Genomic DNA, 14,039 nt, shown 5'->3' with positions numbered 1-14,039 from the left:
CATTGAATCGAAAGATTCAGCACAGTCAATTCAAACATTACTTATGCTATTTATTAGCAAGAGCAATGTTCAGTATTCATTGAGCCGAACAAAATCTTAAATTGAAGAGTTTGATCATGGCTCAGATTGAACGCTGGCGGCAGGCCTAACACATGCAAGTCGAGCGGAAACGAGTTAACTGAACCTTCGGGGGACGTTAACGGCGTCGAGCGGCGGACGGGTGAGTAATGCCTGGGAAATTGCCCTGATGTGGGGGATAACCATTGGAAACGATGGCTAATACCGCATAATAGCTTCGGCTCAAAGAGGGGGACCTTCGGGCCTCTCGCGTCAGGATATGCCCAGGTGGGATTAGCTAGTTGGTGAGGTAATGGCTCACCAAGGCGACGATCCCTAGCTGGTCTGAGAGGATGATCAGCCACACTGGAACTGAGACACGGTCCAGACTCCTACGGGAGGCAGCAGTGGGGAATATTGCACAATGGGCGCAAGCCTGATGCAGCCATGCCGCGTGTGTGAAGAAGGCCTTCGGGTTGTAAAGCACTTTCAGTCGTGAGGAAGGCGGTGTCGTTAATAGCGGCATCGTTTGACGTTAGCGACAGAAGAAGCACCGGCTAACTCCGTGCCAGCAGCCGCGGTAATACGGAGGGTGCGAGCGTTAATCGGAATTACTGGGCGTAAAGCGCATGCAGGTGGTTAGTTAAGTCAGATGTGAAAGCCCGGGGCTCAACCTCGGAACTGCATTTGAAACTGGCTGACTAGAGTACTGTAGAGGGGGGTAGAATTTCAGGTGTAGCGGTGAAATGCGTAGAGATCTGAAGGAATACCGGTGGCGAAGGCGGCCCCCTGGACAGATACTGACACTCAGATGCGAAAGCGTGGGGAGCAAACAGGATTAGATACCCTGGTAGTCCACGCCGTAAACGATGTCTACTTGGAGGTTGTGGCCTTGAGCCGTGGCTTTCGGAGCTAACGCGTTAAGTAGACCGCCTGGGGAGTACGGTCGCAAGATTAAAACTCAAATGAATTGACGGGGGCCCGCACAAGCGGTGGAGCATGTGGTTTAATTCGATGCAACGCGAAGAACCTTACCTACTCTTGACATCCTCAGAAGAGACTGGAGACAGTCTTGTGCCTTCGGGAACTGAGAGACAGGTGCTGCATGGCTGTCGTCAGCTCGTGTTGTGAAATGTTGGGTTAAGTCCCGCAACGAGCGCAACCCTTATCCTTGTTTGCCAGCACTTCGGGTGGGAACTCCAGGGAGACTGCCGGTGATAAACCGGAGGAAGGTGGGGACGACGTCAAGTCATCATGGCCCTTACGAGTAGGGCTACACACGTGCTACAATGGCGCATACAGAGGGCGGCCAACTTGCGAAAGTGAGCGAATCCCAAAAAGTGCGTCGTAGTCCGGATTGGAGTCTGCAACTCGACTCCATGAAGTCGGAATCGCTAGTAATCGTGGATCAGAATGCCACGGTGAATACGTTCCCGGGCCTTGTACACACCGCCCGTCACACCATGGGAGTGGGCTGCAAAAGAAGTGGGTAGTTTAACCTTCGGGAGGACGCTCACCACTTTGTGGTTCATGACTGGGGTGAAGTCGTAACAAGGTAGCCCTAGGGGAACCTGGGGCTGGATCACCTCCTTATACGAAAGATTATTGCGATGAGTGTTCACACAGATTGATACGGTTTATGAATTAAAGACGATGCTTGGGTCTGTAGCTCAGGTGGTTAGAGCGTTCGCCTGATAAGCGAGAGGTCGGTGGTTCAAGTCCACTCAGACCCACCAATCTTCCTCCCAGATGATTGGCGGTAAGCATCAACACTGATGGGGCTATAGCTCAGCTGGGAGAGCGCCTGCCTTGCACGCAGGAGGTCTGCGGTTCGATCCCGCATAGCTCCACCATCTTTAAGCGTTTTCTCTATCGAGAATTCTTAAAAATGGTTACTTCATTACGAAGTAATTAGCTCTTTAACAATTTGGAAAGCTGACGAATAACATTTGATTAATGTTATTCAATTAAAAGTTCTCAAATCCTATATCGAAAGATGTAGGTACCAACACACATTCAAGTGTTCTTGGCTTTTGTTTTCGCTTTTAGAAAGCAAAAGAAATTTTTGAGTCCGGCAAAATCGAGTCTGCACATGTATAAAAATGCAGGCAACTTTGGTTACGTAACAAAGACCCTTTGGGGTTGTATGGTTAAGTGACTAAGCGTACACGGTGGATGCCTTGGCAGTCAGAGGCGATGAAAGGCGTAATAACTTGCGATAAGCCCAGATTAGGTAGTAATAACCTTTGAGTCTGGGATTCCTGAATGGGGAAACCCACCTGCATAAGCAGGTATCGCTGAGTGAATACATAGCTCAGCGAGGCGAACCGGGGGAACTGAAACATCTAAGTACCCCGAGGAAGAGAAATCAACCGAGATTCCGAAAGTAGCGGCGAGCGAAATTGGATTAGCCCTTAAGCTTTTAATGAGACAGGTGAAGGCTCTGGAAAGTGCCGCGATACAGGGTGATAGCCCCGTAACCGACATCTCATCATCAGTGAAATCGAGTAGGGCGGGACACGTGATATCCTGTCTGAATATGGGGGGACCATCCTCCAAGGCTAAATACTACTGACTGACCGATAGTGAACCAGTACCGTGAGGGAAAGGCGAAAAGAACCCCTGTGAGGGGAGTGAAATAGAACCTGAAACCGTGTACGTACAAGCAGTAGGAGCACCTTCGTGGTGTGACTGCGTACCTTTTGTATAATGGGTCAGCGACTTATATTCAGTGGCAAGGTTAACCGTTTAGGGGAGCCGTAGGGAAACCGAGTCTTAACTGGGCGTTCAGTCTCTGGATATAGACCCGAAACCAGGTGATCTAGCCATGGGCAGGTTGAAGGTTGAGTAACATCAACTGGAGGACCGAACCGACTAATGTTGAAAAATTAGCGGATGACTTGTGGCTAGGGGTGAAAGGCCAATCAAACCTGGAGATAGCTGGTTCTCCCCGAAATCTATTTAGGTAGAGCCTCGGACGAATACTACTGGGGGTAGAGCACTGTTAAGGCTAGGGGGTCATCCCGACTTACCAACCCTTTGCAAACTCCGAATACCAGTAAGTACTATCCGGGAGACACACGGCGGGTGCTAACGTCCGTCGTGGAGAGGGAAACAACCCAGACCGCCAGCTAAGGTCCCAAATTATAGCTAAGTGGGAAACGATGTGGGAAGGCTTAGACAGCTAGGATGTTGGCTTAGAAGCAGCCATCATTTAAAGAAAGCGTAATAGCTCACTAGTCGAGTCGGCCTGCGCGGAAGATGTAACGGGGCTAAGCTATAAACCGAAGCTGCGGCAATGCATTTATGTATTGGGTAGGGGAGCGTTCTGTAAGCCGTTGAAGGTGAACTGTAAGGTTTGCTGGAGGTATCAGAAGTGCGAATGCTGACATGAGTAACGATAAAGGGGGTGAAAAACCTCCTCGCCGGAAGACCAAGGGTTCCTGTCCAACGTTAATCGGGGCAGGGTGAGTCGACCCCTAAGGCGAGGCCGAAAGGCGTAGTCGATGGGAAACGGGTTAATATTCCCGTACTTCTTACAATTGCGATGGGGGGACGGAGAAGGCTAGGTGGGCCTGGCGACGGTTGTCCAGGTTCAAGTGCGTAGGCTTAAGAGTTAGGTAAATCCGGCTCTTTTTAAGGCTGAGACACGATGTCGAGCTACTACGGTAGTGAAGTCATTGATGCCATGCTTCCAGGAAAAGCCTCTAAGCTTCAGATTGTAAGGAATCGTACCCCAAACCGACACAGGTGGTCGGGTAGAGAATACCAAGGCGCTTGAGAGAACTCGGGTGAAGGAACTAGGCAAAATGGTACCGTAACTTCGGGAGAAGGTACGCTCCTCGCGGTGAAGTCCCTTGCGGATGGAGCTATGGGGAGTCGCAGATACCAGGTGGCTGCAACTGTTTATTAAAAACACAGCACTGTGCAAAATCGTAAGATGACGTATACGGTGTGACGCCTGCCCGGTGCCGGAAGGTTAATTGATGGGGTTAGACTTCGGTCGAAGCTCTTGATCGAAGCCCCGGTAAACGGCGGCCGTAACTATAACGGTCCTAAGGTAGCGAAATTCCTTGTCGGGTAAGTTCCGACCTGCACGAATGGCGTAATGATGGCCACGCTGTCTCCACCCGAGACTCAGTGAAATTGAAATCGCTGTGAAGATGCAGTGTACCCGCGGCTAGACGGAAAGACCCCGTGAACCTTTACTACAGCTTGGCACTGAACATTGACCCTACATGTGTAGGATAGGTGGGAGGCTTTGAAACTAGTACGCCAGTATTAGTGGAGCCGTCCTTGAAATACCACCCTTGTAGTGTTGATGTTCTAACGTCGACCCCTTATCGGGGTTGCGGACAGTGCCTGGTGGGTAGTTTGACTGGGGCGGTCTCCTCCCAAAGAGTAACGGAGGAGCACGAAGGTGGGCTAATCACGGTTGGACATCGTGAGGTTAGTGCAATGGCATAAGCCCGCTTGACTGCGAGAATGACAATTCGAGCAGGTGCGAAAGCAGGTCATAGTGATCCGGTGGTTCTGAATGGAAGGGCCATCGCTCAACGGATAAAAGGTACTCCGGGGATAACAGGCTGATACCGCCCAAGAGTTCATATCGACGGCGGTGTTTGGCACCTCGATGTCGGCTCATCACATCCTGGGGCTGAAGTCGGTCCCAAGGGTATGGCTGTTCGCCATTTAAAGTGGTACGCGAGCTGGGTTTAGAACGTCGTGAGACAGTTCGGTCCCTATCTGCCGTGGGCGTTGGAAGATTGAAGGGGGCTGCTCCTAGTACGAGAGGACCGGAGTGGACGAACCTCTGGTGTTCGGGTTGTGATGCCAATCGCATTGCCCGGTAGCTAAGTTCGGAATCGATAACCGCTGAAAGCATCTAAGCGGGAAGCGAGCCCTGAGATGAGTCTTCCCTGGCACTTTAAGTGTCCTAAAGGGTTGTTCGAGACTAGAACGTTGATAGGCAGGGTGTGTAAGCGTTGTGAGGCGTTGAGCTAACCTGTACTAATTGCCCGTGAGGCTTAACCATACAACACCCAAAGGGTTTTGATGGACTCAAAGCAAGAACAGATTGAATGTGTATGAGAACACATTAACAGCTTTCCAGATTATTTTGGCTTTTAGCTTTTTTGAAAAGCTGAAAACCAAAGCAGAATTTGCTTGGCGACCATAGCGTTGTGGACCCACCTGACTCCATGCCGAACTCAGAAGTGAAACGCAATAGCGCCGATGGTAGTGTGGGGCTTCCCCATGTGAGAGTAGGACATCGCCAGGCTTTGAACATTATCTGTTTAAAGCACGATTTAGATAAGACTTTAAATAGACCACTGCGGAGTGGTAGTTCAGTTGGTTAGAATACCGGCCTGTCACGCCGGGGGTCGCGGGTTCGAGTCCCGTCCACTCCGCCACTTATTAGAAAACCCGATGCGAAAGCGTCGGGTTTTTTATTATCTAAGATTTGGTTGTTCCCTTTTCAAGGGAGTCGAGTCCCGGTTGATGGCAACCCCCGCCATTCCGCCACTTATTGAGAAGCCTCGTCTAACGACGAGGCTTTTTTATGTTTGTAAGATTCCAAACTGTCTCAAAGCCTTCTTTAGTTCCTCATTAAAAGTGTTCCGTCTCTAGTATTCAGTTGCCCCAGCAGCCCCAGTTGCTCTCATACTTGTTTAGCGCACTTCTATTTCTAATTTAGTACCCGACCGTTTGCATTGATTCTTTAGATTTAAACTTAATTTTTATCGCAAATTTAACCATGGTCATAATTTTAGTTAGCTCTGCTTTTAAAGATATCGCTGTCATGTATTCTTCATTAAAATGCAATATTTCGTACGTTAACGGTATCTGAGCTAGAAAATGAAGTTAAAAAATCAGACATATTTATTATCGCTAATTATCCTAATAGCCGTAGTAGCAGTTGCTATTTCGGGGCTTTGGTCCCTGCGTGTCGCCAGTAATAGCGATAACAAGGCTAGGGTAACAGAGATCTTTACCAGCACTTATTCAACGGTCGTTGAACTAGAAAAGCTTGCTCAGGAAGGGACACTCTCAGAGTCAGAAGCAAAAGCAATCGCAACTCGTATACTCAGAAACAATGTGTATAAAGACAATGAGTATGTGTATGTTGCCGATGAGCAGATGACTTTTATTGCTGCACCACTGGATCCTCAATTGCATGGTACTAGCTTCCACGATTTCAAAGACAGCGGTGGTCGTAGTGTTGCGGATATCATCTTAAGTAAACTTGGTAATACCACAGGGGCTCTGATTGAATATCATTGGTCTCAATCTCTTCCTGACGGCTCTGTGGAGGACAAACTTTCAATTGCTGAGCGAACGCCGCATTGGAACTGGGTTGTAGGTACTGGGATTGGTTTTAATGAGGTGAACGAACGTTTTTGGTCAACCGCTAAATGGCAGCTTTCATTTTGTTTGCTCATCATAGTCGCCATCGTCGGTTTACTACTGATTTCTCTAAATAGAATGACTTCTATTCTTGGTGGTGAGCCTTCTGATGTACTTAAGGCTGTAAGAGATGTTGCTGATGGTAAGCTAAAGACTCGCTTTGAGCATAAGGCGATAGAGGGCAGTATCTTTCACTCGGTGCAAACGATGAACTTATCGCTCGCTGCACTGCTCTCTAGCATCGAAAAGGTAACAGCTTCGATCACAACACAATTATCCGACGCAGACTCTCGCTCATCGGTAATTGCATCCCTTACATCGACTCAGCAGCAAAGTACCGAAATGATAGCCACAGCGATGACCGAAATGGCGTCTTCGGCTTCTCACGTTGCTCAGTCGGCAACAGATGCAGCACTTAGCACTGATGAGGCTGATAAGCAGAGCCAACAGGTGAGTGAACTCATTCTTGCAACCGTTTCTAATATCGAAGGCCTGGCTACTCAGTTAGAGGGCGCTAGCGCAGCAGTCTCGGACCTAGATAGCGACGTGCATAACATTGCGCGTGTTCTCGATGTGATAGGCGATATTGCAGAACAAACCAACTTGTTAGCGCTGAATGCTGCGATAGAGGCAGCGCGAGCAGGAGAGCAGGGAAGAGGGTTTGCGGTAGTAGCCGATGAGGTTCGAAACTTAGCGGGTCGCACGCAGCAAAGTACGAAAGAGATTCAGGAGATGATTGGAAACCTGCAGTCAGGCTCTCAGAATGCCATCCAAAGCATCTTACTATGTGCAGAGACAAGCCAAGCAACCGTATCGGAGTCACAAACAGCTTCACAAGCGTTACAGGAGGTTGTATTGAGTCTTGAGGCTATTACAGAGAAGAGCCAACAGATAGCGACAGCTGCGGCAGAGCAGACCGAGGTTAGTGATGATATCTCTCAGCGTATCAATATGATTGAGCATAGTGGTAGTGAGTTAAGAAGCGTTGTGGACGAAACCAAGCGTTCAACACAAACTCTGAACCAGCTTTCTGAAGACTTGAGTTCGAAAGTAGCCCGTTTTGAGGTGGCATAATGCAAAACACTGTGAGTTGTAGGCGTTAAAATAGATACTTTTTTGGTGCTTAAGAACTATCTCGAGCCTAGCAATAACGTGGTCTAAAAATGGCTGACCCACTGCCAGGGCTTGTTTTTGAGCACCAAACGAATAAAAATAGAACGCTGAGTATATAAAAACAACAAACGATATTTTTTTTGCAATTTAGTGTTGACCTAAAGACCGAAAAACCGTTTAATACACCTCGTCGCCCGGATAGCTCAGTCGGTAGAGCAGAGGATTGAAAATCCTCGTGTCGGTGGTTCGATTCCGCCTCCGGGCACCACAATTTAGATTGTTGGTGCTAAGACAATTAGTACGAGCAATAACAAATAAAGTGTCGCCGACTTAGCTCAGTAGGTAGAGCAACTGACTTGTAATCAGTAGGTCACCAGTTCGATTCCGGTAGTCGGCACCATTTATTACTTAAAGTAATTCCCCCTTAGTTCAGTTGGTAGAACGGCGGACTGTTAATCCGTATGTCGCAGGTTCGAGTCCCGCAGGGGGAGCCACTTTCAAAAGTAAGCGAAAGCTTGCTTTAAGTGCCGACTTAGCTCAGTAGGTAGAGCAACTGACTTGTAATCAGTAGGTCACCAGTTCGATTCCGGTAGTCGGCACCACTTTATTGCTAAAAGCAATTCCCCCTTAGTTCAGTTGGTAGAACGGCGGACTGTTAATCCGTATGTCGCAGGTTCGAGTCCCGCAGGGGGAGCCACTTAAGAAAAAGCCGCATCGAAAGATGCGGCTTTTTTGCATTTGAGTTTGCAACGCTGACACTAACTCATATCAATCTTAATCCCCCTAAGCGGATTGCTCTCTTGAGATTCACTTTCTTGAAACTTTAGCAATAGCCTGAGATCATTTTGAGAGTCTGCACTGTGTAAAGCGTCTTCTTGATTGATCTTTCCTGCCCTAACCAATTGATATAGCGCCTGATCAAATGTTTGCATTCCAACATCATTACTTTTCGTCATTGCTGCTTTGAGCTCGTGCAGCGCGCCTTTGCGGATAAGGTCTGAGATTCTTGGACTGCTCAGCATAACCTCAAAAACCCCATGCCTACCTTGTGCATATTTGTCTCTAATAAGCTGCTGAGCGACAATGCCTCTGAGGTTCGCTGAGAGATCAAACAGGAACTGCTCCTTACGCTCTTTTGGCACTAAGTGAAGTATCCTCTCTAAGGCTTGATTAGCGTTGTTCGCATGTAGTGTTGCCATACATAGGTGACCCGTTTCGGCAAAAGCCATTGCGTACTCCATGGTTGAACGGTTACGAATCTCGCCAATGACGATCATATCTGGTGCTTGTCGAAGAGAGTTTTTGAGTGCGATGTCGTAGCTTTCAGTGTCTAGCCCTACTTCCCTCTGCGTAACAATGCATTTTTGATGTTGGTGGACGAACTCGATAGGGTCCTCCACCGTCAGTATATGTCCACTGCGGTGGCGGTTCCTGTAACCTGTCATTGCCGCCATGGTTGTAGACTTACCAGAGCCAGTTCCTCCAACGATCAGCACTAGTCCACGCTTAGCGATAGCAAGATCTTGTACTACATCAGGAAGTGCGAGTTCTTCAAAACTGGGAATGTGAGTTTCGATACGCCTTATGACCGCACCTGGCAGTTCTCTTTGAAAGAACGCGCTCACACGGAAGCGCCCATAAGTCTTAACAATGGCAAAATTAGCTTCTTTACTTGCTTGGTATTGTTGATAACTCGAGCTATCCATTACCTCTTGTAGCAGTGAGTGAACATCGTGGTGATGCAGGGCTGAGCCGTGCGGCTTTAGATCTCCATCCACTCTGAATAAGACGGGGGCATCCGCGGTTAAATAAAGATCGGACGCTCTACACGCGAGCATCTGCTTCAAAATATTATCCATCGTATCCATAGATATGACCTACATAGGCATCGGTTGTTGTATGAAGACTCTTTTATTTATCTCCTCAACATCGACCAACCCTTGTGATAAGAGTTGCTGAGCATTCTGCTCCATCGTTTGCATGCCGTGCGCAGCTCCTGTTTGAATGACCGAAAACATTTGAGCTACCTTGTCTTCACGTATTAGATTCCTGATCGCAGGGGTTCCCATCATAATCTCGTGACATGCTACCCGGCCACCACCGAGGCGTTTTAGCAGTGTTTGGGCAATCACCGCTCTTAATGATTCAGACAGCATAGATCTGACCATACCTTTCTCCTGTGCCGGGAAAACGTCAATGATTCGGTCAATGGATTTTGCAGCGGAATTCGTATGCATTGTGCCGAACACTAAGTGCCCAGTCTCGGCCGCGGTCAGTGCGAGACTGATGGTTTCATGGTCTCTTAATTCACCCACTAGGATGATGTCAGGATCTTCTCTAAGCGCCGATCTGAGGGCTGCTTTAAAGCTATGGGTATCTCGGTGTACTTCTCGTTGATTGACTAGGCATTTCTTATTGCTATGCACAAACTCAATGGGATCTTCAATAGTAAGGATGTGCTTGTTTTGAAACTCATTGATGTGATTTACCATTGCTGCAAGCGTGGTGGATTTTCCTGAGCCTGTAGAACCTGTCACAAGCACTAATCCATTTTCGAGGTTCGCTAATTCTGCAAACTTTCTTGGGGCGTCAATCTCTTCGAGTGTTGGAGGAGATGTGGGTATATTTCGAAACACGGCAGCACAACCGCGGGATTGATTAAATGCATTAACGCGAAAGCGACCAATGTTCGGGAGTTCAAAGGAGAAGTCGATTTCTAGATGTTCTTCATATTCACTGCGCTGGTTGTCATTCATGATGTCAAAGATGAGCCGGTGCACATCAGAATGTTCGAGTGATGGTATCTCCAGTTTTCTGACTTCACCATCAATTCTAACCATGGGGGAAACCCCAGCAGAAAGGTGTAGATCTGATGCATTATGCTTTACACTGAAGTCTAGTAACTCGGTGATATCCATTCATTTTCCTTTTGACTTTATATCTATGACTAGCATTCAGAACAATATACAAATTATCAACTCGCAAATTGCGGCTACGGAGCAAAAATGCGGGAGAGTGCAAGGTGAGGTGCAATTGCTCGCGGTAAGCAAAACCAAGCCTGTGGAAGCCATCTTAGAAGCGTGCCAATCTGGGCAGCGTATGTTTGGTGAAAACTATGTGCAAGAAGGTGTGTCTAAGGTAGCGCTGTTCAGAGAACAACACTCTGATCTCGATATCGAATGGCACTTTATCGGTCCGATTCAATCCAATAAAACCCGCCCAGTTGCGGAGCATTTTGACTGGGTTCATACCATTGATAGAGCTAAAATTGCTCAGCGCTTAAGTGATCAAAGACCGGAAAATATGTCGCCGATACAAGTGCTCATTCAGGTGAACACAAGTGGTGAAACCAGTAAGTCTGGAGTCAATGATGAGCAAGTCTTTGAACTTGCGCAGTTGATATCTGAGCTGCCAAACCTCACGTTAAGAGGAGTGATGTCAATTCCGGAAAATGTCAGCGACTACGAGTCACAGTTAGCTGCGTTTAAGGGGCTTGCTGAAGTTAAAGAGAAATTGGCACAGAAATACCCAAGTGTTGATACTCTGTCGATGGGCATGAGTGGCGACATGGAAGCTGCGATTGAAGCGGGAAGTACCATAGTTCGTATTGGTACCGCTATATTTGGCGCAAGAGATTACAGTAACAAAGCTTAGTTAGCGCCGCTCACAAGCTTTCATTTAGGAACAGATTCATGGAACAAAGAAAAGTCGCGTTTATTGGCGCGGGTAATATGACGCGCTCAATTGTGGCTGGACTCGTCGCGAGTGGCTACGAGCCTAGTTCTATTACTGCGACCAATCGCAGCGAAGCAAAGCTCACTGCAATGCAGCAAGATTTTGGTGTGCAGGTAACCACAGATAATGTTGCCGCTGCGGAGCAGGCTGACGTTATCGTTATGGCAGTGAAGCCTCAGTTGATGGAAGAGGTCGCAAAACCGCTTCAAGGCATCGATTTTAGTGGTAAGTTAGTGATCTCTATTGCTGCGGGCATCAACGTAGCAAGGATGCAGCAGATGTTTGGCTGCGAGCTAAATCTGATTCGAGTGATGCCAAACACGCCATCGCTGGTTGGTAAGGGTATGAGTGGTCTTTTTGCTTCTTCTGTAACGCCACAAACCGATAAGCAGTTTGCGGGTGATTTAATGCAAGCTGTTGGCGAGGTATGCTGGGTCGAACAAGAATCCGGTATTAACGATGTGATAGCAGCAGCAGGCAGTGCGCCAGCCTACTTCTTCTTGTTTATGGAAGCGATTCAACAGCAGGCGATAGAGAGTGGTTTTGATTCCGAGACGGCTCGTATGCTGGTTCAGCAAACGGCGTTGGGTGCCGCCACTATGGTTGTTGAGAACCCTGAAACGGATCTTGCGACGCTTCGTCAGCAGGTTACCTCTAAAGGTGGGACCACAGCAGAAGCCGTGCGCACCTTTGAAGAAAGTGATATTCGTGGCATTGTAGCCAAAGCGATGCAGGCGGCAGTATCGCGTGCAGAAGAAATGGAAAAACTGTTCTAATCCCAATAATGATAATTCGTAAGGGCTTTATATGAATTCAATGAGTTTTTTAGTCTCGACCTTGTTTGATCTCTATATCATGGTCGTTATTTTGCGTATCTGGCTGCAAGCCGCTCGCGCTGATTTTTACAACCCATTCTCTCAATTTATCGTCAAAGCGACCCAGCCAGTGGTAGCGCCGCTGCGCCGTGTTATTCCATCGATCGGCAGTATCGATATGGCAACGGTTCTATTTGCTTATCTACTCAGCGTGGGTAAGTTTGTCGCGTTGGTTCTGGTTTCGTCGGGTGGCAACATTAGCCTAGATGCAGGCTTCTTTATTTGGGGTGGCTTGTCGTTACTAAAAGCTGCTGGCGGTCTATTGTTCTGGGTGCTTTTGATCCGCGCTATCCTGAGCTGGGTTAGCCAAGGTCGTAGCCCAATCGAGTATGTGTTCCATCAACTAACTGAGCCTATGTTGGCACCAATTCGCCGCATTATTCCAGCGATGGGCGGATTTGACCTCAGTGTGTTAGTACTGTTTATCTTGCTGCAGTTTGCTAACTTCCTGATGGGTGATTTGATTGGTCCAATCTGGTACCGACTATAATGCCAGCGGTTGTTAGGGTCGGTGACGATCTTATCCTGCGTATCTACGTACAGCCTAAAGCAAGCCGAGACAAATTGGTGGGGGAGCATGGCGATGAGTTTAAAGTTGCGATTACTGCCCCTCCTGTCGATGGCAAGGCGAACGCCCACCTGAGCAAATACTTGGCGAAGCAGTTTAAAGTAGCGAAAGGTCAGGTAGTGATAGAGAAGGGGGAATTGGGACGGCATAAGCAATTGCGGATTGTCGCGCCAACTCAGATCCCGAACGAATTCCAAGCCCTCTTATGAGGGCTTTTTACAAGGAGAGATAGGATGAAAAAATCGTTGTTATTCATCTTTGCAATACTCGCGAGTGGTCTAGCACAAGCTGGACAGTTTAAAACCATCAAGGATGCTGAGGTGCACTATGTGGTGTTTAACTCAACCTTCATGACTCCGCAAATTGCTCGCAGCTATGGTCTCAAGCGAAATGAATTTACCGCTACGGTGAATGTGAGTGTGCTAGATAGAGCAAGTGCTGGCAAGCCTGCAATGGCGGTTGGGATTGAAGGTTCTGCAAAAAACCTCATTGGTCAAACGAGAACGCTCGAGTTTAAGGAAATTAAAGAGGGAGATGCGATATACTACCTCGCACAATTTCCTATCGTGAATGAAGATACCTACAAGTTCACGATTGATATCGACGCAGGAAACAAAGGGCGTGGTCCTATTTCCTTTAGCCAGAAACTCTATGTTGAACAATAATCTCGAGACATACCCATGAACAAAAAAATCGTCCTAGCGACAGGAAACCAAGGCAAAGTAAAAGAGATGGCTGACTTGCTGTCTGATTTTGGTTTTGAGGTTTACGCTCAAAGTGAGTATCAGGTTTCTGACGTTGAAGAAACGGGTACTACGTTTATCGAAAACGCCATTATTAAGGCGCGCCATGCTGCTCAGGAAACGGGTCTTGCAGCCATTGCCGACGATTCTGGTCTAGAGATTGATTACCTAAAAGGTGCGCCTGGTATTTACTCTGCTCGTTACTATGGTGAAGGGGCGACAGATAAGCTCAACCTAGAGAAAGTACTGAGCGAGATGCAAGGCGTCCCTGAAGAGCAAAGAACAGCACGTTTCCATTGTGTGTTGGTATTGATGCGACACGCCGCCGATCCTACTCCGATTGTTTGTCATGGAAAGTGGGAAGGGCGCATCTTAGCTGAGGCGAGTGGTGAAAATGGCTTTGGTTATGATCCAATCTTTTTTGTCCCTGAAGAAAACTGTGCATCTGCAGAGCTTGAACCAGTGCGCAAAAAGCAGCTGTCTCACCGTGGTAAGGCGTTGAAGGAGTTATTCGCTACTATCAAGGCGCAAGGTCTATAA

General features: G+C 47.9%; 9 protein-coding genes, 8 tRNA genes and 3 rRNA genes. 18 read left to right on the top strand and 2 right to left on the bottom strand.

Annotation, left to right across the window (positions count from 1 at the left end; all coding sequences use genetic code 11):
* Window positions 1-98: 98 nt before the first annotated feature.
* The 12 genes from LY387_RS14425 (at window position 99) to LY387_RS14370 (ending at window position 8,275) form a co-directional block, all read left to right on the top strand.
* A 16S ribosomal RNA gene (locus tag LY387_RS14425) occupies window positions 99-1,650 on the top strand.
* Window positions 1,651-1,716: 66 nt separating this feature from the next.
* Window positions 1,717-1,793: transfer RNA gene (locus tag LY387_RS14420), tRNA-Ile, on the top strand.
* Window positions 1,794-1,834: 41 nt separating this feature from the next.
* A tRNA-Ala gene (locus LY387_RS14415) sits at window positions 1,835-1,910 on the top strand.
* A 295-nt stretch (window positions 1,911-2,205) separates the two neighbouring features.
* A 23S ribosomal RNA gene (locus LY387_RS14410) occupies window positions 2,206-5,092 on the top strand.
* A 130-nt stretch (window positions 5,093-5,222) separates the two neighbouring features.
* Window positions 5,223-5,338, top strand: a 5S ribosomal RNA gene (gene rrf / locus LY387_RS14405).
* Together the 16S, 23S and 5S rRNA genes with 3 tRNA genes alongside form the textbook arrangement of a ribosomal RNA operon.
* A gap of 56 nt (window positions 5,339-5,394) precedes the next feature.
* Window positions 5,395-5,471, top strand: a tRNA-Asp gene (locus tag LY387_RS14400).
* Between the two features lie 445 nt (window positions 5,472-5,916).
* Window positions 5,917-7,539, top strand: a complete 1,623-nt coding sequence (locus LY387_RS14395; RefSeq protein ID WP_234494595.1) for a methyl-accepting chemotaxis protein — start codon at window positions 5,917-5,919, stop codon at window positions 7,537-7,539.
* 231 nt (window positions 7,540-7,770) lie between these two features.
* A tRNA-Phe gene (locus LY387_RS14390) sits at window positions 7,771-7,846 on the top strand.
* Window positions 7,847-7,902: 56 nt separating this feature from the next.
* Window positions 7,903-7,978, top strand: a tRNA-Thr gene (locus LY387_RS14385).
* Between the two features lie 18 nt (window positions 7,979-7,996).
* Window positions 7,997-8,072, top strand: a tRNA-Asn gene (locus tag LY387_RS14380).
* Window positions 8,073-8,104: 32 nt separating this feature from the next.
* Window positions 8,105-8,180 (top strand) — tRNA-Thr (locus LY387_RS14375).
* Between the two features lie 19 nt (window positions 8,181-8,199).
* Window positions 8,200-8,275: transfer RNA gene (locus LY387_RS14370), tRNA-Asn, on the top strand.
* Window positions 8,276-8,336: 61 nt separating this feature from the next.
* Here the strand turns inward: LY387_RS14370 and LY387_RS14365 are convergent.
* Both LY387_RS14365 and LY387_RS14360 read right to left on the bottom strand, forming a co-directional pair.
* A complete protein-coding gene (locus tag LY387_RS14365; protein ID WP_234494594.1) occupies window positions 8,337-9,446 on the bottom strand; it encodes a PilT/PilU family type 4a pilus ATPase in 1,110 nt (369 codons plus the stop codon).
* 9 nt (window positions 9,447-9,455) lie between these two features.
* A complete protein-coding gene (locus tag LY387_RS14360; RefSeq protein ID WP_234494593.1) occupies window positions 9,456-10,496 on the bottom strand; it encodes a type IV pilus twitching motility protein PilT in 1,041 nt (346 codons plus the stop codon).
* 25 nt (window positions 10,497-10,521) lie between these two features.
* Between LY387_RS14360 and LY387_RS14355 the strand changes: the two genes are divergently transcribed.
* From LY387_RS14355 to LY387_RS14330, 6 genes are read left to right on the top strand one after another with little or no spacing between them, the layout of a single operon-like run.
* Entirely contained in the window at window positions 10,522-11,232 is a 711-nt protein-coding gene (locus tag LY387_RS14355; RefSeq protein ID WP_234494592.1) for a YggS family pyridoxal phosphate-dependent enzyme, read from the top strand.
* Window positions 11,233-11,270: 38 nt separating this feature from the next.
* On the top strand, window positions 11,271-12,089 hold the full coding sequence (gene proC / locus LY387_RS14350; RefSeq protein ID WP_234494591.1) for a pyrroline-5-carboxylate reductase: 819 nt from the start codon (window positions 11,271-11,273) through the stop codon (window positions 12,087-12,089).
* A 31-nt stretch (window positions 12,090-12,120) separates the two neighbouring features.
* Window positions 12,121-12,678, top strand: a complete 558-nt coding sequence (locus LY387_RS14345) for a YggT family protein (RefSeq protein WP_128650533.1) — start codon at window positions 12,121-12,123, stop codon at window positions 12,676-12,678.
* Window positions 12,678-12,965 carry a DUF167 family protein YggU gene (gene yggU / locus LY387_RS14340; protein WP_042475818.1) on the top strand — a complete coding sequence of 96 codons (288 nt, stop codon included), beginning with the start codon at window positions 12,678-12,680 and terminating at the stop codon, window positions 12,963-12,965. The genes LY387_RS14345 and yggU overlap by 1 nt, the downstream gene beginning before the upstream one ends.
* Window positions 12,966-12,989: 24 nt before the next feature.
* Window positions 12,990-13,421, top strand: a complete 432-nt coding sequence (locus LY387_RS14335; protein WP_234494589.1) for a DUF4426 domain-containing protein — start codon at window positions 12,990-12,992, stop codon at window positions 13,419-13,421.
* A gap of 15 nt (window positions 13,422-13,436) precedes the next feature.
* Window positions 13,437-14,039 carry an XTP/dITP diphosphatase gene (locus tag LY387_RS14330; protein WP_234494588.1) on the top strand — a complete coding sequence of 201 codons (603 nt, stop codon included), beginning with the start codon at window positions 13,437-13,439 and terminating at the stop codon, window positions 14,037-14,039.

This window comes from Vibrio maritimus (assembly GCF_021441885.1).
Lineage (GTDB): Bacteria > Pseudomonadota > Gammaproteobacteria > Enterobacterales > Vibrionaceae > Vibrio > Vibrio maritimus_B.
This window is presented reverse-complemented; position numbering and strand designations above follow the sequence as displayed.